The sequence below is a fragment of the Pseudomonas sp. LBUM1676 genome (assembly GCF_059695605.1).
In genome coordinates, this window is sequence record NZ_CP166777.1 from 5,648,375 (window position 1) to 5,671,600 (window position 23,226).

A 23,226-nucleotide genomic window follows, 5' to 3' on the forward strand; every position below is an offset into this window, starting at 1 on the left:
AGCGGGCCAGGCAAGGCGCAGGCCGCTGGAAATGGTTGTTCCCTTTCCAAGGCCTGCAACGCAGCCTGGCCCGCTTTAAGGCACAACCCGAAGGGCCGGGCCTGCTGTTGTGCAGGGCTGCGTTGCTCGAAGCTTATTTGGAACGACCAAACCACGCTTCTCGCGCCTTGCCCTGCACAACAGCAGACCCGGCGCGGTGGGGAAACTAACTGAGAGCACCCCCTAGGGCGCGTCCGTGATGTTGCAAGTGCTCGTCGATGAAGCTGGCGATGAAGAAATAGCTGTGGTCGTAGCCCGGCTGCAGACGCAGCGTCAGCGGATGACCCGCCAGTTTGGTGGCCTGCTGCAAGGCTTCAGGCTTGAGCTGGGTGGCGAGGAAATCATCGCGATCACCTTGGTCGACCAGCAGCGGCAATTTCTCGTCAGCCTCGGCGATCAATGCACAGGCATCCCATTCACGCCATTTCGATCGGTCTTCTCCCAGGTAACGAGAGAAGGCCTTTTGACCCCAAGGGCAGTCCATCGGATTGTTGATCGGCGAGAACGCCGACACCGACTGATAACGCCCCGGATTGCGCAAAGCACAGACCAGCGCGCCGTGGCCGCCCATGGAGTGACCGCTGATACCGCGCTTGTCCGATGCAGGGAAATGGGCTTCGACCAATGCCGGCAATTCCTGCACGACATAGTCATGCATCCGATAGTGCCGCGCCCAGGGTTCCTGGGTGGCATTCAGATAAAAACCGGCACCGAGGCCAAAATCCCAGGCGCCATCCGGATCACCCGGGACATCGGGACCACGAGGACTGGTGTCCGGCGCAACGATGATCAGCCCCAGCTCGGCGGCCATGCGCATGGCGCCAGCCTTTTGCATGAAGTTCTCGTCGGTGCAGGTCAGGCCGGATAACCAGTACAGCACCGGCAGCTCGCCGCCCTGCTCCGCTTGCGGCGGCAGGTACACGGCAAACACCATGTCGCAGCCGAGCACGTCGGAGCGATGCCTGTAGCGTTTATGCCAGCCGCCGAAGCTCTTCTGGCAGGAGATATTTTCCAGGCTCATGTCCGACCTCAGAAATGAATGACGCTACGGATGCTTTTGCCTTCATGCATCAGGTCAAACGCCTTGTTGATATCTTCCAGGCCCATGGTATGGGTGATGAACGTATCCAGCGGTATTTCGCCGGTTTCGGCCATTTCGACATAGCTCGGCAATTCGGTACGGCCACGCACGCCGCCGAACGCCGAACCGCGCCAGACGCGACCGGTGACCAGCTGGAATGGACGGGTGGCAATTTCCTGACCAGCGCCGGCGACACCGATGATCACCGATTCGCCCCAACCCTTGTGGCAGCACTCAAGCGCGGCCCGCATCAATTGCACGTTGCCGATGCACTCGAAGGAAAAGTCGACGCCGCCATCGGTCATGTCGACGATGACTTCCTGGATCGGCCGGTCGAAATCTTTCGGGTTTACACAATCGGTTGCACCCAACTGCCTGGCGATCTCGAATTTGGCCGGATTGATGTCGATCGCGATGATGCGACCGGCCTTGGCTTTGACCGCGCCGATGATCGCCGACAGACCGATGCCGCCGAGGCCGAAAATGGCGACGGTATCACCCGGTTTTACCTTGGCTGTATTGATCACCGCGCCGATGCCGGTGGTGACACCGCAGCCCAGCAGGCAGACTTTTTCCAGTGGCGCTTCTTTGGGAATTTTGGCGACCGAAATTTCCGGCAGCACGGTGTATTCGGAAAAAGTCGAGGTCCCCATGTAGTGGAAAATCGGCTGACCCTTGTAGGAAAAACGCGTAGTGCCATCCGGCATCAGGCCTTTGCCCTGAGTCGCGCGAATCGCCTGGCAGAGGTTGGTCTTGCCCGACAGGCAGAATTTGCACTGGCGGCATTCCGGGGTGTACAGCGGGATCACATGGTCACCGACCGCCACGGAGGTTACGCCCTCGCCGATCGCTTCAACCACCGCGCCACCTTCGTGACCGAGGATCGACGGGAAGATGCCTTCCGGGTCAGCGCCGGACAGGGTGTAGGCGTCGGTATGGCAGACACCGGAAGCAACCACTCGCAGCAACACTTCACCGGCCTTGGGCATGGCGACATCGACTTCGACGATCTCGAGGGGTTTCTTGGCCTCGAAGGCTACGGCAGCGCGCGACTTGATCATGTGCATTCTCCAGTGAATAAGACGAGACAGGGAGTGTAATACAGCGCCGTACGGTGAATAATCCGGACAAAAGCAAAACATTATTGCTACACAGGGATAATCATCGATGTCCGAAAACCGCTGGGAAGGTATCGACGAATTCGTCGCGGTCGCCGAGTGCAGTCAGTTCACGGCGGCCGCGGAACGCCTCGGGGTTTCTTCCTCTCACATCAGTCGACAAGTCGTACGCCTGGAAGAGCGCCTTCAGACACGTCTGCTTTATCGCAGCACCCGGCGCGTCACCCTGACTGAAGCCGGGCAAACTTTCCTGCAGCACTGCCAGCGCTTGCAGGATGGCCGCGAAGAAGCCTTGCGCGCGGTCGGCGATCTGACCAGCGAACCCAAAGGCATGCTGCGCATGACCTGCGCCGTGGCCTACGGCGAACGCTTTATCGTGCCGCTGGTCACGCGTTTCATGGGGCTATATCCACAGTTGCGTATCGACATCGAACTGAGCAACCGCCAACTTGACCTGGTCCACGAGGGCCTGGACCTGGCGATCCGCCTGGGTCGCCTGCAGGACTCTCGGCTGGTGGCGGCACGTCTGGCGCCACGGCGAATGTACCTGTGCGCCTCACCGTCCTACCTGGAACGCTATGGTCGCCCGCACAGTCTGTCGGAACTGAGCCGCCACAACTGCCTCATCGGCAGCTCGGACATGTGGCAACTGGAGCAGAATGGGCGGGAATTTTCCCAACGGGTGCAGGGAAACTGGCGCTGCAACAGTGGGCAAGCGGTGCTGGATGCGGCGTTGCAGGGGGTTGGGTTGTGCCAGTTGCCGGATTATTACGTGTTGGAGCATTTGAAAAGCGGTGCGTTGATTTCACTGCTGGAAGCGCATCAACCGCCTAATACGGCGGTGTGGGCGATTTATCCGCAGCAGCGGCACCTGTCGCCGAAGGTGCGCAAGCTGGTGGATTACTTGAAGGAAGGGTTGGCCGAAAGGCCGGAGTATCGGAGCTGATTTATTTCTGTCAGCGGCGATTAGCCCAACGCTGGCGTAACCACTCTAGGTCTTCGGGGCGCGTAACTTTGAGGTTATCGGATCGACCTTCGATCAGCCGCGGTGCAAGACCCGCCCATTCCATCGCCGAAGCTTCATCGGTGATGACAGCATCGGCCACCAGGCTGTCGGCCAACGCCCGATGCAACGCGCCAAGGCGAAACATCTGCGGCGTATAGGCTTGCCAGATCACACTGCGATCCACGGTTTCGACGACACGGCCGTGTTTGTCGACCCGCTTGAGGGTATCGCGCGCTGGTACCGCCAGCAGACCACCCACCGGGTCGTCCACCAACTCACTGAGCAACTTGTCCAGGTCATCACGACTCAGGTTCGGCCGCGCGGCATCGTGGACCAGCACCCAATCCTCATCGTCAGCGCCTTGCGCATGCAAATGCAGCAACGCATTGAGCACCGACCCGGAACGCTCGTTGCCGCCCTCGACCCGCTGAATACGCGAATCGCCAGCACAGGCCAGATTCGGCCAATAAGGATCATCAACAGCGAGACTGACCACCAACCCTTTCAGGGCAGGATGATCAAGGAAACAGCCAAGGCTGTGTTCGAGAATAGTGCGCCCGCCCAGTTGCAAGTATTGCTTGGGACGGTCCGCGGCCATACGGGCACCGACGCCCGCGGCAGGAATCACGGCCCAGAAGGCCGGTAACGGGAGGTTCATTGAGCCAGCTGGTAAAGGGTTTCACCATCCTTGACCATGCCCAGCTCATGACGAGCCCGTTCTTCAACGGTCTCCATGCCCTTTTTCAACTCGCTGACTTCAGCGTCCATCACCCGGTTGCGCTCAAGCAGACCTTCGTTCTCAGCGTGTTGATCTGCAATCTGCTGAGTCAGCTCCGCCACTTGCGCCAGGCTGCCATTACCCACCCACAGGCGGTATTGCAGGCCAGCCAGCAGCAGGAGCAAAACGAGGAACAACCAATTGGGACTGCGCATCGAATATCAGGTATCCAGTGAAAAAAGACAGCCATGCAAAACTATGAAGCTGCTGATAGCACGAAGCCTGGAAGACCCAGGCTTGTGCTTGTAAGGCATCAGATTAGCGGCAAGTTCATCGCTGGTGCGACTTTTCCGACACTATCTGTTGTCTTTTTACTCTATCAGCCGCGGAATTCGCTGCGACCGTTGTACTTGGCTTTGCCATTCAACTGCTCTTCGATACGCAGCAATTGGTTGTACTTGGACACGCGATCGGAACGGCACAGGGAGCCGGTCTTGATCTGGCCAGCCGCGGTGCCCACAGCCAGGTCGGCAATGGTCGAATCTTCGGTTTCGCCGGAGCGGTGCGAGATCACAGCGGTGTAACCAGCCGCCTTGGCCATCTGGATGGCTTCCAGCGTTTCGGTCAGGGTGCCGATCTGGTTGAACTTGATCAGGATCGAGTTGGCGATCTTTTTATCGATGCCTTCTTTCAGGATCTTGGTGTTGGTCACGAACAGGTCGTCGCCGACCAGTTGGACTTTCTCGCCGATCTTGTCGGTGAGGATTTTCCAGCCGGCCCAGTCGGACTCGTCCAGACCGTCTTCGATCGAGATGATCGGATAACGCTCGGTCAGGCCTTTCAGGTAGTCAGCGAAACCTTCGGCGGTGAACACCTGGCCTTCGCCGGACAGGTTGTACTTGCCTTCTTCGTAGAATTCGCTGGCCGCGCAGTCCAGGGCCAGGGTCACGTCGGTGCCCAGCTTGTAACCGGCGTTGGCCACCGCTTCGGAGATCACTTTCAAAGCGTCTTCGTTCGAAGCCAGGTTAGGTGCGAAACCACCTTCGTCGCCAACAGCAGTGCTCAGGCCACGGGCCTTCAGAACGGCTTTGAGGTGATGGAAAATCTCGGTGCCCATGCGCAGACCTTCCGAGAACGACTTGGCGCCAACCGGCTGCACCATGAATTCCTGGATGTCGACGTTGTTATCGGCGTGCTCGCCACCGTTGATGATGTTCATCATCGGAACCGGCATCGAGTAAACACCCGGGGTGCCGTTCAGGTTGGCGATGTGAGCGTACAGCGGCAGGTCCTGGTCTTGTGCTGCTGCCTTGGCTGCGGCCAGGGAAACGGCGAGGATCGCGTTGGCGCCCAGGGTCGCTTTGTTTTCGGTGCCATCGAGCTTGATCATCGCGTGATCCAGGGCTTTCTGGTCGCTTGGGTCGGTGCCCAGCAACAGATCGCGGATCGGACCGTTGATGTTGGCGACGGCTTTCAGGACGCCCTTGCCCAGGTAACGGCTCTTGTCGCCATCACGCAGCTCGAGTGCTTCACGCGAGCCAGTGGAAGCACCGGACGGCGCGCAAGCGCTACCGATGATGCCGTTATCGAGAAGCACGTCCGCTTCCACGGTGGGGTTGCCACGGGAGTCGAGAACTTCACGACCTTTGATGTCGACGATTTTTGCCATTGTTGTAAACACTCCAAAGTTGACGAAAACGCTCTGTACTGATCGATTTATAACTTGTGGGTCGCATTGTTGCATAAGACCGGCTTGCTAGCGGCGCCCTCTCAGGCCCCATCGCGAGCAAGCTCGGCTCCTACACGGAGAAAATGAGGTTTACGCGGTCTCTACCGTCGGAAAACTCTTCACCAGTTCGTCCAGAGCTTTGAGCTGGGCCAGGAACGGCTCCAGTTTGTCCAGTCGCAAGGCGCAAGGGCCGTCGCATTTGGCGTTGTCCGGGTCCGGGTGGGCTTCGAGGAACAGACCGGCCAGCGACTGGCTCATGCCGGCCTTGGCCAGGTCAGTGACCTGGGCCCGACGACCGCCGGCGGAATCGGAGCGACCACCAGGCATTTGCAGCGCGTGGGTCACGTCGAAAAACACCGGGTACTCGAACTGCTTCATGATGCCGAAGCCGAGCATGTCGACGACCAGGTTGTTATAGCCGAAGCTCGAACCGCGTTCGCAGAGGATCAACTGATCGTTACCCGCTTCGACGCATTTGCTCAGGATGTGTTTCATTTCCTGAGGTGCGAGGAACTGGGCTTTCTTGATGTTGATCACCGCGCCGGTCTTGGCCATCGCGACCACCAGGTCGGTCTGGCGCGACAGGAAAGCCGGCAGCTGGATGATGTCGCAGACTTCAGCGACGACCGCGGCCTGGTCAGGCTCGTGGACGTCGGTGATGATCGGCACGCCGAAGGCTTGCTTGATGTCCTGGAAAATCCGCATGCCCTCTTCCAGGCCGGGGCCACGGTAAGAGGTCACGGAGGAACGGTTGGCCTTGTCGAAGCTGGCCTTGAATACGTAAGGGATACCGAGTTTCGCGGTCACCTTTACGTACTCTTCGCAGACCTGCATCGCCATGTCGCGGCTTTCCAGCACGTTCATGCCACCGAACAGCACCATTGGCTTGTCGTTGGCAATCTCGATATCGCCTACACGGATGATCTTCTGCGCCATTGGAATTACGCCTTCTTCTGGTGTTGGACCAAAGCTGCTTTAACGAAACCGCTGAACAACGGGTGACCGTCGCGTGGTGTCGAGGTGAACTCGGGGTGGAACTGGCAAGCGACGAACCATGGATGATCCGGGGCTTCAACCACTTCTACCAGCGCACCATCACCGGAACGACCGGAGATTTTCAGACCGGCTTCCATGATTTGCGGCAGCAGATTGTTGTTCACTTCGTAGCGGTGACGGTGACGCTCGACGATCACGTCCTTGGCGTAGCAATCGTGCACCAGGGAACCTGGCTCAAGCAGGCAATCCTGAGCGCCAAGGCGCATGGTGCCGCCCAGATCGGACGATTCGGTACGGACTTCAACGGCGCCGGTGGCATCTTCCCACTCAGTGATCAGGCCCACGACCGGGTGACCGCTGGCACGATCGAACTCGGTGGAGTTGGCGTCTTTCCAGCCCAGCACGTTACGAGCGAACTCGATCACGGCCACTTGCATGCCCAGGCAGATGCCCAGGTAGGGAACCTTGTTTTCGCGAGCGAATTGAACGGCAGTGATCTTGCCTTCCACACCGCGCAGACCGAAGCCACCCGGTACCAGGATCGCGTCGACACCTTCGAGCAGCGCAGTGCCCTGGTTTTCGATGTCTTCGGAGTCGATGTAGCGCAGGTTGACCTTGGTGCGGTTGCTGATGCCGGCGTGACTCATCGCTTCGATCAGCGACTTGTAGGCATCCAGCAGTTCCATGTACTTGCCGACCATGGCGATGGTGACTTCATGCTCCGGATTGAGCTTGGCGTCGACCACGGCTTCCCACTCGGACAGATCGGCGCCGCCACATTGCAGACCGAAACGCTCGACGACAAAATCGTCCAGGCCCTGGGAGTGCAGGATGCCCGGGATTCTGTAGATGGTGTCGGCGTCTTCCAGCGCAATCACCGCACGCTCTTCAACGTTGGTGAACTGTGCGATCTTGCGACGCGACGAGAGGTCGATCGGGTGATCGGAACGGCATACCAGCACGTCTGGCTGCAGGCCGATGGAACGCAGTTCCTTGACCGAGTGCTGGGTAGGCTTGGTTTTGGTTTCGCCGGCGGTGGCGATGTACGGCACCAGCGTCAGGTGCATCAGCATCGCGCGCTTGGCGCCGACTTCGAAACGCAGTTGACGGATCGCTTCGAGGAACGGTTGCGATTCGATGTCACCCACGGTGCCACCGATCTCGACCATGGCCACGTCGGCATCGCCGGCGCCCTTGATGATCCGGCGCTTGATTTCGTCGGTGATGTGCGGGATCACCTGGATGGTGGCGCCCAGGTAATCACCACGGCGCTCTTTGCGCAGGACGTGTTCGTAGACACGGCCCGTGGTGAAGTTGTTGTTCTGGGTCATGGTCGTGCGGATGAACCGCTCGTAGTGGCCCAGGTCCAGGTCGGTCTCGGCGCCGTCGTGGGTGACGAACACTTCACCGTGCTGGAACGGGCTCATGGTGCCCGGGTCAACGTTGATGTACGGGTCCAGCTTCAGCATGGTGACCTTAAGTCCCCGCGCCTCCAGGATGGCCGCCAATGAAGCCGATGCGATGCCTTTCCCCAATGAAGAAACAACACCGCCCGTGACGAATATGTAGCGCGTCATGAAAAACCCTAGAAGTCTGCGTTAAAGCGGTCCGAGCCGCCGGGGAAAGCGAAGGAAGGCCGAAGCCCCCGATCACCTGCATTAATCACAGTGCATCTTTCAAAAAAACCGCCGCGTTGGGACAGACCGGAAGGTGAAACACCGGTACGTTGCTCGCTACACATTTTTTGGAATCGCCCAGCAAAGACTGCTTGGTAATCGGCAACTCCTGCAATTCAGGCGAATCCACAGAAGTTGTATCAAGAAGGGAGCGTAGTCTACCGGAAAGCCCCTTTCAGCTCAAACCTTGATCGCAGGTGGTGGCTGCCAATGCAAATGCCAGCCTTCCTGTGTATTGCCATTCAAGCCCCGCAGGTTCGCCACCGCCAGCAATTGCGCCCCTCGGTAGAGCAGCGGCAATCTGCCACGGGCGAAGCCCGGTACGCCGCGTTCATTGAGCAAACGCTTCAAGTCCCGGTGACCGCGATCAGGCAGATGCATGACTTCTCCCCCTTCACGATAGCGGATCTGCAGTGGCCCATCGGGGATCTGGCCGGTGAGTTCGAGGACACCGTTGTCCGGCAACTGCAGCGGTAGCGAGGGATCGGTCCAGGTGCCGGCGGCGGGTGCAGCGCGCAACCAACTGCCGGACAACCACCAGATACGCCCACCCGACCGATGCAGTTCACCCTCCTCCAGGCGCCAGATCGGACGAGCATCGCCGGTGGCATCGCGCAAATCCTCCCAACCCGACCAATGGTCGCTATCTGGCAGGCGTGTCAGTGCGCCGAGCCAGTGACTCAATGCATTGCGCTGGCGAGCGGTGGAGAGCTTTGTGAGCGACGCCAGCTCAAGCGACGGTAATCCCAGCCAGGCGAAATCACTGGCCGAGCCGGCCTCAGCCAGATCAATTTGCGCCAGCTCATCGAGCAATCCCAGCGCTTCACTCAGATGCGTGGCGCTGCGGGCCATGGTCGCCATCGCTTGCGGCCAGCGCTCGGTCATTACCGGGAAAACCTGATGACGCAGGTAATTGCGCGAGAACTGCCGGTCCTGGTTTGAAGGGTCCTCGATCCAGCTCAGCCGATGCTCGGCGGCGTAGGCCTCCAATTCTGTCCGCGAGACATCAAGCATCGGACGAAGCAGATGGCCTTTGCCCAGCGGACGCTGACGTGACATCCCCGACAGCCCCCGCACCCCTGCGCCACGCAACAGCCGAAACAACAGGGTTTCTGCCTGATCGTCACGGTGCTGTCCAGTCAACAGCACCTCATTGGCTCGAGTGACCCCGATGAACGCACCATAGCGCGCCTCCCGGGCGGCACGCTCAAGACTGGCGCCGGGCCCTACCTGAACGCGAATCACCTGCAGCGGCACACCCAGCGCATCACACACCGATTGGCAATGTTCCGGCCACGCATCAGCCGCAGCCTGAAGGCCGTGATGGACGTGGATGGCGCTCAGCGCCGGTAAGGATTCTTTTTTGGCGAGGTGTGCAAGAAGGTGTAGCAGGACGGTGGAGTCGAGGCCGCCGGAGAAGGCGATGTGCCAAGTTGAAGCATTGCGCCAGGGTGCCAGATTCAGCAGAAGCCTGGCAGACAGATCATTCTTGGATGAGCTCATAGTGTTCACTTCGCCCAAATCAAATGTGGGAGCGAGCTTGCTCGAGATCGCGGTGTAACAGCCAACCTATTTGTTGAATGTTAAGCCGCCATCGCGAGCAAGCTCGCTCCCACATGGGTATAGCGAGGTCAGATCAGAGACCGTAGCTCATCAGACGCTCGTAACGACGGGCCAGCAGCGCGTCATTGTCGAATTTCTTCAGCATCGCCAGTTGCGAGCTCAGCTCGGCACGGATCGAGGCTGCTGCCTTGGCCGGATCACGGTGGGCGCCGCCCAACGGCTCGCTGATCACCTTGTCCACGATGCCCAGGCCTTTGAGGCGCTCGGCGGTGATGCCCATGGCTTCAGCGGCATCCGGTGCTTTTTCGGCGGTTTTCCACAGGATCGAGGCACAACCTTCCGGCGAGATCACCGCGTAGGTCGAGTACTGCAGCATGTTCAGCTGATCGCAAACGCCAATCGCCAGCGCACCACCGGAACCACCCTCACCGATCACGGTGGCAATGATTGGGGTTTTCAGGCGAGCCATGACGCGCAGGTTCCAGGCGATCGCTTCGCTCTGGTTGCGCTCTTCGGCGTCGATGCCCGGGTAGGCACCCGGGGTATCGATGAAGGTCAGGATCGGCATTTTGAAGCGTTCGGCCATTTCCATCAGGCGGCACGCCTTGCGGTAGCCTTCCGGACGCGGCATGCCGAAGTTGCGGCGAACCTTCTCACGCACTTCACGGCCTTTCTGGTGACCGATGATCATCACCGGCTGGTCGTCCAGACGGGCAATGCCGCCGACGATCGCAGCGTCATCGGAGAAGTGACGGTCGCCGTGCAGTTCGTCGAACTCGGTGAAGATGTGTTCGATGTAGTCCAGGGTATAGGGACGTTTCGGGTGACGCGCCAGACGTGCGATCTGCCAGCTGGTCAGCTTGGCGAAGATGTCTTCGGTCAGCGTGCTGCTTTTGTCCTGCAGGCGGGAGATCTCATCGCCGATATTCAGCGAATTGTCATTACCGACCAAGCGCAACTCTTCGATCTTGGATTGCAGGTCGGCGATCGGCTGTTCGAAATCTAGAAAATTCGGGTTCATAGGCGTCCGTCTTGGGTCGACGTCCAAGAGAGCTTGGGCCGGCCGGTTGTCTATTCGCGCCCTACCTTAAGGGACAGGCGCGTTCAGGTCGAGATTAAAAATGCGGGTCGAGATCAGGCCACGTTCCTGGTAGAGAAAAATGCGGCCTGACCGTCAACGGTATTGGAGGAAGACGTTGTCTCGCCCGAACTGGTCACGCAGGGCTTGAATCAACGCATCCGCCGGGTCGATTCGCCAGGTCTCGCCGAACTGCAGCAAGGCCTTCGCATCAGGACTCGTGTATTCCATGGTGATCGGGCACGCACCGCGGTGACGCTTGAACAACTCGCCCAGCCAGCGTAGCTGATCGCCTTTGAGATCCTTGGTGTGCAACTTCAGGCGCAGGCTTTCGGCCAGGTTGGTGCGCGCATCTTCCATGCTCATCACCCGCTTGACCCGCAGCCTGAGGCCACCGGAGAAGTCATCGTTGCTGACCTCGCCTTCGACCACCACCATCGCGTCGGTCTGCAACAGCGACTGCGCGGAATGGAACGCATCGGCGAACAGCGAAGCTTCGATCCGGCCAGAGCGGTCGTCAAGGGTGATGAACCCCATCTTGTCGCCCTTTTTGTTCTTCATCACACGCAGGGCGATGATCATGCCCGCGACCGTCTGGGTATCCCGGGCCGGCTTCAGGTCGATGATGCGCTGACGGGCGAAACGGCGGATCTCACCTTCGTATTCGTCGATCGGGTGACCGGTCAGGTACAGGCCGAGGGTGTCTTTCTCCCCTTTTAGGCGCTCCTTGAGGGTCAGCTCCTTGGCCTTGCGGTGATTGGCGTAGACATCGGCGTCTTCTTCGACGAACAGGCCGCCAAACAGATCCACGTGACCACTGTCGTGGGTACGCGCGGTCTGTTCGGCCGCCTTGATCGCCCCTTCCATGGCGTTCAGCAACACCGCCCGATTGCGGTCGATGTTGGCCTGATAGGCTTTCTGTTCGTCATGGAAGTAAGGACCGAGACGGTCCAGCGCACCGCTGCGGATCAAACCGTCCAGCGTGCGCTTGTTGATGCGCTTGAGATCGACACGGGCGCAGAAGTCGAACAGATCCTTGAACGGGCCTGCCTGACGCGCCTCGGTGATGGCCTCCACCGGACCTTCGCCCACGCCCTTGATCGCGCCGAGGCCGTAAATGATGCGGCCTTCGTCGTTTACGGTGAACTTGAACTCCGAGGTATTCACATCCGGCGCGTCGAGACGCAGCTTCATGGTGCGAATTTCTTCGATCAAGGTCACGACCTTGTCGGTGTTGTGCATATCCGCCGACAGTACCGCGGCCATGAACGGCGCCGGGTAGTGTGTCTTCAGCCACGCGGTCTGGTACGACACCAGGCCATACGCGGCGGAGTGGGATTTGTTGAAGCCGTAACCGGCGAATTTTTCCACCAGGTCAAAAATGTTGCCGGCCAGGTCGGCATCGATATTGTTGGTCTTGCAACCCTCGATGAAACCGCCGCGCTGCTTGGCCATTTCTTCGGGCTTTTTCTTACCCATGGCCCGACGCAGCATGTCCGCACCGCCGAGGGTGTAACCGGCCATGACCTGGGCAATCTGCATCACCTGTTCCTGATACAGGATGATGCCGTAGGTCGGTGCCAGCACCGGCTTGAGGCCTTCGTACTGGTAGTCCGAGTGCGGGTACGCGAGTTCGGCGCGACCGTGCTTACGGTTGATGAAGTCGTCAACCATGCCCGATTGCAACGGGCCGGGACGGAACAGGGCCACCAGTGCGATCAAGTCTTCCAGGCAGTCGGGCTTGAGCTTTTTGATCAGCTCTTTCATACCGCGGGACTCGAGCTGGAACACCGCGGTGGTTTCTGCCTTTTGCAGCAGCTGGTAAGTCGGTTTGTCATCCAGCGGGATGAAGGCGATGTCCAGCGGTGGCTCATCGACCTTGGCGCGATCGCGGTTGATGGTTTTCAGCGCCCAGTCGATGACCGTCAGCGTCCGCAGACCGAGGAAGTCGAACTTCACCAGGCCCGCGGCTTCAACGTCATCCTTGTCGAACTGGGTCACCAGGCCGTCACCGGCCTCATCGCAATAAATCGGTGAGAAGTCGGTCAGCTTGGTTGGCGCGATAACCACACCACCGGCGTGCTTGCCGACGTTACGCACCACGCCTTCCAGCTTGCGCGCCATTTCCCAGATTTCCGCGGCTTCTTCGTCGACCTTGATGAAGTCACGCAGGATTTCTTCCTGTTCGTAGGCCTTTTCCAGGGTCATGCCGACTTCGAACGGAATCATCTTCGACAGACGATCCGCCAGACCGTAGGACTTGCCCTGCACCCGCGCCACGTCGCGGACCACAGCCTTGGCCGCCATGGACCCGAAGGTGATGATCTGGCTCACCGCGTTGCGACCGTACTTCTCGGCCACGTAGTCGATCACCCGGTCACGACCGTCCATGCAGAAGTCGACGTCGAAGTCGGGCATGGAGACCCGTTCCGGGTTAAGGAACCGTTCGAACAGCAGGTCATATTCCAGCGGGTCGAGGTCGGTGATCTTCTGCACATAGGCCACCAGCGACCCGGCACCCGACCCCCGGCCCGGCCCCACCGGCACGCCGTTGCTCTTGGCCCACTGGATAAAGTCCATCACGATCAGGAAGTAACCGGGGAAGCCCATCTGGATGATGATATCCAGCTCGAAATTCAACCGGTCGACATAGACCTGCCGCTTGGCTTCGTAGTCTTCGGTGGTGTCCCTGGGCAGCAGAACGCTCAAGCGCTCTTCCAGGCCGTCGAAGGACACCTTGCGGAAATACTCGTCGATGGTCATGCCATCGGGAATCGGGAAGTTGGGCAGGAAGTGCGTGCCCAGCTTCACTTCGATGTTGCAGCGCCTGGCGATCTCGACGGTGTTTTCCAGCGCTTCGGGAATGTCGCTGAACAGCTCGGCCATTTCCTCGGCACTTTTGAGGTATTGCTGATCGCTGTAATTCTTCGAACGTCGCGGATCGTCGAGGGCGCGGCCCTCACCGATGCAGACGCGGGTTTCGTGAGCGGCAAAGTCTTCCTGCTTGATGAACCGCACGTCATTGGTCGCCACCAGTGGCGCGCCGATTTTCTCGGCCAGGGCCACGGCGCCGTGCAATTGTTCTTCATCGTTGGGGCGATTGGTGCGCTGGATTTCCAGGTAGAAGCGATCCGGGAACACCGCCATCCATTCGCGCGCCAGGTTTTCCGCTTCGGCCGGATTGCCACTGAGCATGGCCAACCCGATCTCGCCTTCTTTTGCCGCCGACAGCATGATCAAGCCTTCGCTGGCTTCGGCCACCCACTCGCGCTCGATGATGACCGAGCCATTGCGCTGGCCGTCGATGAAGCCGCGGGAGATCAGTTCGGTCAGGTTGCGATAGCCGACGGCGTTCATGGCCAACAGGCTGATCCGGCTCAGGGCGTTATCCGGATCCTTGTTCGACAGCCACAGGTCGGCGCCGCAGATCGGCTTGATCCCCGCGCCCATGGCGGCTTTATAGAATTTGACCAGGGAACACATGTTGTTCTGGTCAGTGACCGCTACGGCAGGCATGTTCATGCCGACCAGGGTCTTGACCAGCGGCTTAATCCGCACCAGACCGTCGACCAGGGAATATTCAGTGTGCAGGCGTAGGTGAACGAATGAAGCCGGCATAGTGATCCTGTCTAGAAACGTGAAGACAACAAGGCCCGGATTGTACCGGGCCTTGATAAAAACATCAGCCTGCGACTAACTGACTATCAGGTTTTCCCGCGCCTCATAGGCCAGGCGTACCGGGGCGAACGAACGCCGGTGAATCGGCGTCGGACCCAGGCGGGCCAGCGCTTCCAGATGAACGGGGGTCGGGTAGCCTTTGTGGCCGCCAATGCCGTAACCCGGGTAAACCAATTCGAAAGCCGCCATTTCACGGTCGCGACTGACCTTGGCCAGGATCGATGCCGCGGCAATGGCTGGCACCAGGCCATCACCCTGTATCACCGCTTCGGCGCGCATCGACAGTTTCGGGCAACGGTTGCCGTCGATCATCGCCAGTTTTGGCGTGATGTGCAGGCCTTCGACGGCGCGCTGCATGGCCAGCATGGTGGCGTGAAGGATGTTCAACTGGTCGATTTCTTCGACTTCGGCGCGAGCGATGCACCAGCTCAGGGCTTTTTCGCAGATTTCGTCATAAAGCTTTTCGCGTCGGGCCTCGGTCAGCTTCTTCGAGTCATTCAAACCGAGTATCGGACGGCTCGGATCGAGAATTACCGCAGCTGTCACCACGGCGCCACAAAGTGGACCGCGACCGACCTCATCGACACCGGCAACCAATTCTTCGACTTGCGCGACCAAGGTGAAATCCAGCCCCATCTGCATGCTTGTTTTTTTCATTGTACTTGACCGATCAGCTTCAGCACTGCGTCCGCAGCCTGGTTGGAGGCATCCAGACGAAGGGTCCGGTGAATTTCATCAAAGCCGCGGGTCTGCTCTTCGCCACCCTCGATCAATGGCGACAAGGTCTGGGCCAGTGCTTCGACCGTCGCATCGTCCTGCAGCAACTCGGGCACCAGCAATCGCTGGGCCAGCAGGTTCGGCAAGGAGACGTACGGGCTTTTCACCATGCGCTTGAGAATCCAGAACGTCAGGGGCGCCAGGCGATAAGCAACCACCATTGGCCGCTTGTACAACAAGGCTTCCAGCGTCGCCGTTCCGGAGGCAATCAGCACGGCGTCGCAGGCCGCCAGCGCCAGATGGGATTTGCCGTCGAGCAAGGTCAGTGGCAGATCGCGACCCGCCAGCAACTCTTCAAGCTGCTTGCGCCGCTCGGGGCTGGCGCAAGGCAGGACGAAGCGCACGCCTGGGCGCAGGGCCCGCAGACGCTGGGCGGTATCGAGGAACAACGCACCGAGACGACCCACCTCGCCCCCGCGACTGCCAGGCATCAGCGCGACCAACGGTCCTTGGGGCAAGCCAAGCTCGGCACGCGCGGCGGCGCGATCGGCTTCTAGCGGGATCGCATCGGCCAGGGAGTGCCCGACAAACCGCACCGGCACGCCTTTCTCTTCATAGAATTTCGCTTCGAACGGGAACAGCGTCAGCATCAGGTCGCAGCCTTCGCGAATCTTCAGCACCCGCTTCTGCCGCCAGGCCCAGACCGACGGACTGACGTAATGCACGGTCTTGATCCCGGCCTGACGCAGCTTGAGTTCGATATTGAGGTTGAAGTCCGGGGCATCGATGCCGATGAACACGTCCGGCTTCTCGGCGATCAGGTCCGCGACCAGCTTCTTGCGGCGCTTGAGCAACTCGCGCAGCCGGCCCAGCACTTCCACCAGGCCCATGACCGACAGACGTTCCATGGGGAAATACGGGTTCAGGCCTTCGGCCTGCATCAACGGCCCACCGACACCAATGAACTCCACCGCCGGATGCCGCGTCTTGAGCGCACGCATCAGACCGGCGCCGAGAATGTCGCCGGAAGCCTCACCGGCCACCAGCGCTATACGCAGATTAGCCATGATTAACGAGTGATGCCGCGGGTCGAAGACTGGATGGAATCACGGAACACCGCGACTTCCGGGAACTGGGCCGAGGATTCGGCCAGCTCGGCGAGCGCCTGCTCAACCGTCAGGCCCTGGCGGTAGACCACCTTGTAGGCACGACGTAATGCGTGGATCGCGTCTTCACTGAAACCACGACGGCGCATGCCTTCGAAGTTCATGCTGCGGGCTTCGGCCGGGTTGCCGAACACCGTGACGTACGCTGGAACGTCCTTGCCAATGGCGGTACCCATGCCGGAAAAACTGTGGGCGCCGATGTGGCAATACTGGTGAACCAGGGTAAAACCGGACAGGATCGCCCAGTCCTCGACATGCACATGGCCCGCCAGCGCAGTGTTGTTGACCAGAATGCAGTGGTTGCCGATGACGCTGTCGTGGCCGATGTGGGCATAGGCCATGATCAGGTTGTGATCACCCAGGGTCGTTTCCGAACGGTCCTGGACGGTTCCGCGGTGAATGGTCACACCTTCGCGGATGACATTGTGATCACCGATGACCAGGCGCGTCTCTTCACCCTTGTATTTCAGATCGGGGGTGTCCTCGCCTACCGAAGAAAACTGGTAGATGCGGTTGTGCTTACCGATTCGGGTCGGGCCTTTGAGAATTACATGCGGCCCGATCACTGTCCCCTCGCCGATTTCCACACCTGCGCCGATGATCGACCAAGGGCCGACCTCGACGTCGGCGGCCAGTACGGCCGTCGGATCGATGATTGCGCGAGGGTCAATCAAACTCATAGTTTGCGTTCCGCGCAGATGATTTCAGCGGAGCAGACCGGCTTGCCGTCGACCGAAGCCTGGCACTCGAACTTCCAGATCTGGCGCTTGCAGCTCAGGAACTTGGCTTCGAGGATCAACTGGTCGCCCGGCAGCACTGGCTGACGAAAGCGCAGCTTGTCGGAGCCGACAAAGTAATAGAGGGTGCCATCGGCCGGTTTCACGTCGAGCATTTTGAAACCAAGGATCCCTGCAGCCTGAGCCATTGCCTCGATGATCAACACGCCTGGCATGATCGGATGCGCAGGGAAGTGACCATTGAAGAACGGCTCGTTGATGCTGACATTCTTGTAGGCGCGAATGCGCTTGCCTTCCACATCCAGTTCCACGACCCGGTCCACCAGCAGGAACGGGTAACGGTGAGGCAGGTATTCGCGAATCTCGTTGATGTCCATCATTTCGGGGGGAAGCCTATGTAAAGATTGGAAACGCGCGACTGACGCGCGCTCCTCTAGCAAATCAAGGAGGCAGTCTAGCGGCTGTGCACACTTGATATGGAAATGGTATCAGCCATCTGATGAAGCATTATCGTCAGGGGTCACTTCCCCTACTCGCTTTTCCAGCTGTCGCAACCGCCGCGCGATATCATCGAGCTGACGCAGGCGTGCCGCGCTTTTGCGCCATTCGGCCGCCGGCTGCATGGCCGTACCGGAAGAATAGGAACCCGGTTCGGTAATCGAGTGGGTCACCATGGTCATCCCGGTGATGAAAACCTTGTCGCAAATTTCGATATGCCCCACCAGCCCGACGCCACCGGCGAGCATGCAATGCTTGCCGATTTTGCTGCTGCCGGAAATCCCTACACACGCGGCCATGGCCGTGTGGTCACCGATCTGGACGTTGTGGGCGATCTGAATCTGATTGTCCAGCTTAACGCCATTACCGATGACAGTATCGGCCAACGCACCACGGTCAATCGCAGTATTCACGCCGATCTCCACATCGTCACCTACCAACACACCACCGACCTGGGCGATTTTCTGCCAGATGCCTTTCTCGTTGGCAAAACCGAAGCCTTCGCCACCCAGCACCGCACCGGATTGAATCACCACCCGCTTGCCGATGCGAACATCGTGATACAGCGTGACGCGCGGGGCGAGCCAGCCACCCTCGCCGATCTGGCTGCGAGCACCAATGAAGCAATGCGCGCCAACGGTCACACCGGCAGCGATATGGGCCGCGCTCTCGATAACGGCAAAGGCACCGATACTCGCCGCCGGATCGACCACCGCATCCGCCGCCACTACCGCTGTCGGATGAATACCGGCAGCCGCCCTGGGTTTTGGATCGAACAGGTGGGAAACACGTGCGTAAGCCAGGTACGGATCAGGTACCACCAGTGCTTCACCGGCGAAACCTTCAGCGTCAGCGGCCTTCAGCAACACGGCTGCAGCCCTGCTATCGGCCAGGTATTTGCGGTATTGAGGATTTGCCAGAAAGCTCAACTGAGCTGGGCCAGCCTCTTGCAAAGTGGCTAGCCCAGTAATTTCCTTCTCCGCGTCGCCACGTAGCGTGGCGCCGAGGAACTCGGCCAACTGGCCGAGCTTTATAGTCGCTGTCATGGATTACTTCAGCTGATTCATGCGCTCGATAACCTGGCGAGTGATGTCGTACTGAGGCTTGACATCAATCACTGCGCCACGCTCGAAGACCAGGTCAAAAGCACCTTTCTTGATGACTTCTTCCACAGCGCTGTCGAGTTTCGGCTTGAGCTGCTTCAGCATTTCACGGTCGGCAACGGCTTTGGCTTCGTTCAGCTCCTTGGACTGGAACTGGAAGTCACGGGCCTTTTGCTTGAACTCGAGTTCCAGGCGTTCACGCTCGCCTTGCTGCATCTTGTCGCCGCCCGCCATCAGACGATCCTGGATGCCCTTGGCGCTGCTTTCCAGCGTCTTGAGCTTGGACAACTGAGGGCCGAATTTTTTCTCGGCATCCACGGCGTATTTCTTGGCCGCGTTGGATTCCAGGAGTGCCATCTGATAGTTCAGAACGGCGATTTTCATGTCGGCAAAAGCCGGACCTGCTACCAGTACGGTCGCCAGGAGAACCAATTGAGTCAACTTACGCACGATGTACTCCTACAAAATCCATTGTCGTTATCTTGGGTCAGACGCTTAGAACGTCTGGCCGAGGGAGAATTGGAACACTTGGGTTTCAGCCTCATCCGGTTTCTTGATTGGCATGGCCAACGCGAAGCTCAGAGGACCCAGTGCGGTGACCCAGGTCACGCCGACACCGACGGAACTGGCCATGTTGCTCAGACTGATATCGTTGCACTTCGTATTGGACGACGAACCGTTTGCGTTGGTGGTGTCTTCGCACTTCGAGTCGAAGACGTTACCCACATCCCAGAATACCGACGTACGCAGGGAACGTTGATCCTTGACGAACGGCAGAGGGAACAGAAGCTCTACACCGCCCTGGATCAGGACGTTACCACCAAACGGCAGCGGATCCTGGTCCGGATCGGCCAATGTACCCGGGTTTGTACCACGACTAGGCGTACTGCGCGGACCCAGCGTACTGTCCTTGAAGCCACGAACCGAGTTGAAACCACCAGCATAGTAGTTTTCATAGAACGGCAAGCCATCGGTCGAACCGTAGCCATCGCCATAACCCAATTCGGTGTGCAGGCGCATGGTGTAGTTCTCGCTCAGCGGCTGGAACACCTGGCCGCGGTAATCGAGCTTGAAGAACGACAGGTCGCTGCCAGGCGTGGTGGTTTCCAGCACCAGGCTCTGGGAACGACCGCGGGTGGCGAGCACGCCCTTGTTCAGGGTGGACTCCGACCAACCGGCCGAGGCCTTGAAGTTCAGGTAGTTGTCGCCTTCCTTGTTAACGAAGTCGAAGATTTCGTCAACGGTGTAGACGCCTGTCTTGATCTTGTCTTGTTGCGCAGTCAGGCCGAAGGTCAGGCGCGACGTTTCGCTGATCGGGTAGCCGACGCTCACGCCAGCACCCAGGCTGTCTACGGCATAGCTGGCGACGTCGACATCGAGATCGTCGTAGTCAGTGGTGCGATAGAAGGCGTTGTAGCCCAGGCTCACGCCATCGGCAGTCCAGTACGGGTCGACATAACCGAAGTTGTATCGGCTCTGGTATTCACTGCGGGTCAAACCGACGCTGACCTTGTTACCGGTACCCAGGAAGTTGTTCTGGGTAATCGAACCACCGAGGATCAGACCGGCGCTCTGGGCGAAACCGACACTGGCGGTAATCGAACCGGAAGCCTGCTCTTCAACGCTGTAGTTCACATCCACCTGGTCGTCGACGCCCGGCACGGCCGGCGTTTCGACGTTGACTTCCTTGAAGAAGCCCAGGCGCTCAAGACGGGTCTTGGACTGGTCGATCAGGTAGGTCGAAGCCCAGCCACCTTCCATCTGACGCATTTCACGGCGCAGCACTTCGTCTTCGGACTTGGTGTTGCCGCGGAAGTTGATGCGGTTGACGTAGGCACGCTTGCCCGGATCGACGGCGAAAGTGATGTCTACCGTGTGATCGTCATTGTGAGGCTGAGGCACGCCGTTGACGTTGGCGAAGGTGTAACCCTCGTTACCCAGGCGGCGGGTGATCAGTTCGGACGTGGTGGTCATCAGCTTGCGCGAGAACACTTGGCCTTTCTGCACCAGCAGCAGGGACTTGATCTGGTCTTCAGGGACTTTCAGGTCGCCGCTCAGCTTGACGTCACGAACGGTGTACTTGTCGCCTTCGTTGACGTTGACGGTGATATAGACGTGCTTCTTGTCCGGGGTGATGGACACCTGGGTCGAAGCGATATCCATGTTGATATAGCCACGGTCCAGGTAGTAGGAGCGCAGACGCTCCAGGTCACCGGACAGTTTTTCACGAGCGTACTTGTCGTCGTTCTTGAAGAACGACAACCAGTTGCTGGTCTTGAGTTCGAACAGGTCGATCAGGTCTTCATCGGCGAAGACGGTGTTACCCACCACGTTGATGTGCTGGATAGCCGCGACGGTGCCTTCGTTGATGTTGACCTTCAGCGCAACGCGGTTACGCGGCTGCGGCACCACTTCGGTGTCGACGGTGGCCGAGTAACGACCCTGGGCGACGTACTGGCGCTGCAGTTCGTTACGCACGCCTTCGAGGGTGGCGCGCTGGAAGATCTCGCCTTCAGCCAGACCGGATTGCTTGAGGCCCTTCATCAGGTCTTCAGTGGAGATCGCTTTGTTACCCTCGATCTCGATACTGGCGACCGAAGGACGCTCGACTACCGTGATCACCAGGACGTTGCCATCACGCCCCAGCTGGATATCCTGGAAGAAACCGGTTTTGAACAAAGCACGAGTGGATTCCACCAGGCGACGATCGTCGGCCTGTTCACCGACGTTCAACGGCAAGGCACCAAAGACACTACCCGCGGAGACCCGCTGGAGGCCATTGACGCGAATATCAGAGATGGTGAAGGACTCGGCGTGAACTTCGGCGATCATCAATACGGAGAGAACCGCAGTTAGCAGCAGACGTTTCATGAAGTCCTTTCTTATTCCAACTGGCAATAAACAAACTGCCGCAAAATGCGGCAGATTCGCAATTCAGCGAAGCGTTACAGTCGACCCAGATCATTGACCAGAGCAAGCAACATCACCCCGACCACCAAACTGATACCGATCTGTATCCCCCAACCCTGCACCCGATCCGACAAGGGGCGACCACGCGCCCACTCGATCAGATAAAACAACAAATGCCCCCCATCCAGTACAGGAATGGGCAACAAATTCAGAACACCCAAGCTAATACTCAGATAAGCAAGGAAATTCAGGAAATCAGCGACACCCGACTGGGCAGAAGCGCCCGCCACTTTAGCAATGGTTATCGGTCCACTCAAGTTTTTTACCGAGAGCTCACCGAACAACATTTTCTTGAGCGAATCGAGGGTCAGCACGCTCATGGTCCAGGTGCGTCGAGCACCCTCCCCGATCGCAGCCACAGGACCGTAGCTGACCTCGCGAATCATCTCCGGTGGCCAATCGACAGCTTTCACCCCGGCCCCCAGGTAACCACTGGGCGCCTTGCTCCCGCCGCGGGCCGCCAGCGTCACCGGGACGTCGATTTGAGCCCCGTCGCGCTCGATGCGCAGGGTGATTTTGCTATCCGGGCGCAAACGGACGATATCGACCACTTGCTGCCAGTCATCCAGTGACTTGCCGTCCAGGGCCACCAGTCGATCGCCGGTCTTCAGCCCTGCAGCCTGGGCCGGGCCTTTTGGATCGAGTTCGGCCAGCACCGGTGGCAGGACCGGACGCCACGGACGAATGCCCAGCGAGCGGATCGGATCCGGCTCATCGGCGCCCTTGAGCCATTTTTCCAGCACCAGTTCACGAGGCGATTCGGCCGTGGAGCCTTGCTCGCGCACCAGCAACTGAAGTGAACCGCTCTCGCCAAGACGACGCACCAGCTGCAGGTTCACCGCGGCCCAGCCGGAAGTGGGCTCGCCATCGATGGCAATGATCTCCTGACCGGCGCTCAAACCTGCCTTGGCGGCGATACTTCCGGACTCGACGGCGCCGATGACAGGCCGCACCTGCTCGCTGCCGAGCATGGCGACTACCCAGAAAAAAAACATCGCCAGGAAAAAGTTGGCAATGGGACCCGCCGCGACGATAGCGATGCGCTGACGGACCGTCTTGCGATTGAAGGACTGATCGATCTGATCGGCAGGGACTTCGCCTTCGCGCTCGTCCAGCATTTTCACGTAACCACCCAGCGGGATGGCGGCGACCACGAATTCAGTGCCTTGCTTGTCGTGCCAGCGCAGCAACGGCATGCCGAAGCCCACGGAAAAACGCAGCACTTTGACCCCACAGCGACGTGCGACCCAGAAATGGCCGAATTCGTGGAAGGTGACCAGCACACCCAAGGCTATCAGGGTGCCGACAATCATATAGAGCGCGCTCATCTACTTTCTCCGCAATCCTGTTCGT

At 59.3% G+C, this 23,226-nt stretch carries 18 protein-coding genes and 1 pseudogene; 1 reads left to right on the top strand and 18 read right to left on the bottom strand.

The features are described 5' to 3' along the window. Positions 1–205: 205 nt before the first annotated feature. Both fghA and ACA041_RS26110 read right to left on the bottom strand, forming a co-directional pair. Complete coding sequence (gene fghA / locus ACA041_RS26105; RefSeq protein ID WP_497438463.1) at positions 206–1,060, bottom strand: S-formylglutathione hydrolase; 855 nt, start codon at positions 1,058–1,060, stop codon at positions 206–208. A gap of 8 nt (positions 1,061–1,068) precedes the next feature. After that, positions 1,069–2,181 (bottom strand): S-(hydroxymethyl)glutathione dehydrogenase/class III alcohol dehydrogenase, encoded by a 1,113-nt coding sequence (locus ACA041_RS26110; protein WP_497438464.1) that lies wholly within the window; start codon positions 2,179–2,181, stop codon positions 1,069–1,071. Between the two features lie 106 nt (positions 2,182–2,287). On the opposite strand from ACA041_RS26110, the gene ACA041_RS26115 reads away from it, so the two are divergent. After that, positions 2,288–3,184 carry a LysR family transcriptional regulator gene (locus ACA041_RS26115; RefSeq protein ID WP_497438465.1) on the top strand — a complete coding sequence of 299 codons (897 nt, stop codon included), beginning with the start codon at positions 2,288–2,290 and terminating at the stop codon, positions 3,182–3,184. 10 nt (positions 3,185–3,194) lie between these two features. On the opposite strand, the gene ispD is transcribed toward ACA041_RS26115, so the two are convergent. From ispD to rseP, 16 genes and pseudogenes are all read right to left on the bottom strand, one after another. Then, positions 3,195–3,902 carry a 2-C-methyl-D-erythritol 4-phosphate cytidylyltransferase gene (ispD, locus tag ACA041_RS26120; protein WP_497438466.1) on the bottom strand — a complete coding sequence of 236 codons (708 nt, stop codon included), beginning with the start codon at positions 3,900–3,902 and terminating at the stop codon, positions 3,195–3,197. After that, positions 3,899–4,177 carry a cell division protein FtsB gene (gene ftsB / locus ACA041_RS26125; protein WP_008028992.1) on the bottom strand — a complete coding sequence of 93 codons (279 nt, stop codon included), beginning with the start codon at positions 4,175–4,177 and terminating at the stop codon, positions 3,899–3,901. The genes ispD and ftsB overlap by 4 nt, the downstream gene beginning before the upstream one ends. A gap of 164 nt (positions 4,178–4,341) precedes the next feature. After that, positions 4,342–5,631: a phosphopyruvate hydratase gene (eno, locus tag ACA041_RS26130; RefSeq protein ID WP_497438467.1), complete on the bottom strand. Its 1,290-nt coding sequence runs from the start codon at positions 5,629–5,631 to the stop codon at positions 4,342–4,344. 150 nt (positions 5,632–5,781) lie between these two features. Continuing rightward, positions 5,782–6,627 carry a 3-deoxy-8-phosphooctulonate synthase gene (gene kdsA / locus ACA041_RS26135; RefSeq protein WP_497438468.1) on the bottom strand — a complete coding sequence of 282 codons (846 nt, stop codon included), beginning with the start codon at positions 6,625–6,627 and terminating at the stop codon, positions 5,782–5,784. 5 nt (positions 6,628–6,632) lie between these two features. After that, entirely contained in the window at positions 6,633–8,264 is a 1,632-nt protein-coding gene (gene pyrG / locus ACA041_RS26140; protein ID WP_497438469.1) for a CTP synthase, read from the bottom strand. 274 nt (positions 8,265–8,538) lie between these two features. After that, positions 8,539–9,866: pseudogene (tilS, locus tag ACA041_RS26145) on the bottom strand (tRNA lysidine(34) synthetase TilS). A gap of 133 nt (positions 9,867–9,999) precedes the next feature. Further along, entirely contained in the window at positions 10,000–10,947 is a 948-nt protein-coding gene (locus tag ACA041_RS26150) for an acetyl-CoA carboxylase carboxyltransferase subunit alpha (RefSeq protein WP_497438470.1), read from the bottom strand. A gap of 153 nt (positions 10,948–11,100) precedes the next feature. Further along, positions 11,101–14,622: a DNA polymerase III subunit alpha gene (gene dnaE / locus ACA041_RS26155; RefSeq protein WP_497438471.1), complete on the bottom strand. Its 3,522-nt coding sequence runs from the start codon at positions 14,620–14,622 to the stop codon at positions 11,101–11,103. Positions 14,623–14,697: 75 nt separating this feature from the next. Beyond that, positions 14,698–15,324 carry a ribonuclease HII gene (rnhB, locus tag ACA041_RS26160; RefSeq protein WP_497442174.1) on the bottom strand — a complete coding sequence of 209 codons (627 nt, stop codon included), beginning with the start codon at positions 15,322–15,324 and terminating at the stop codon, positions 14,698–14,700. 11 nt (positions 15,325–15,335) lie between these two features. Continuing rightward, positions 15,336–16,466, bottom strand: a complete 1,131-nt coding sequence (gene lpxB / locus ACA041_RS26165; protein ID WP_497438472.1) for a lipid-A-disaccharide synthase — start codon at positions 16,464–16,466, stop codon at positions 15,336–15,338. Positions 16,467–16,468: 2 nt separating this feature from the next. Beyond that, positions 16,469–17,245: an acyl-ACP--UDP-N-acetylglucosamine O-acyltransferase gene (gene lpxA, locus ACA041_RS26170; RefSeq protein ID WP_497438473.1), complete on the bottom strand. Its 777-nt coding sequence runs from the start codon at positions 17,243–17,245 to the stop codon at positions 16,469–16,471. Further along, a complete protein-coding gene (gene fabZ, locus ACA041_RS26175; RefSeq protein ID WP_128607522.1) occupies positions 17,242–17,682 on the bottom strand; it encodes a 3-hydroxyacyl-ACP dehydratase FabZ in 441 nt (146 codons plus the stop codon). The genes lpxA and fabZ overlap by 4 nt, the downstream gene beginning before the upstream one ends. A gap of 108 nt (positions 17,683–17,790) precedes the next feature. Then, complete coding sequence (lpxD, locus tag ACA041_RS26180) at positions 17,791–18,846, bottom strand: UDP-3-O-(3-hydroxymyristoyl)glucosamine N-acyltransferase (RefSeq protein ID WP_497438474.1); 1,056 nt, start codon at positions 18,844–18,846, stop codon at positions 17,791–17,793. A gap of 3 nt (positions 18,847–18,849) precedes the next feature. Further along, the gene (locus ACA041_RS26185; protein ID WP_028622549.1) at positions 18,850–19,353 is read right to left on the bottom strand and encodes an OmpH/Skp family outer membrane protein; all 504 of its coding nucleotides are present in this window, start codon (positions 19,351–19,353) and stop codon (positions 18,850–18,852) included. 45 nt (positions 19,354–19,398) lie between these two features. After that, entirely contained in the window at positions 19,399–21,774 is a 2,376-nt protein-coding gene (bamA, locus tag ACA041_RS26190) for an outer membrane protein assembly factor BamA (RefSeq protein WP_497438475.1), read from the bottom strand. A 74-nt stretch (positions 21,775–21,848) separates the two neighbouring features. Further along, positions 21,849–23,201: a sigma E protease regulator RseP gene (rseP, locus tag ACA041_RS26195; protein WP_497438476.1), complete on the bottom strand. Its 1,353-nt coding sequence runs from the start codon at positions 23,199–23,201 to the stop codon at positions 21,849–21,851. Positions 23,202–23,226 lie beyond the last annotated feature (25 nt).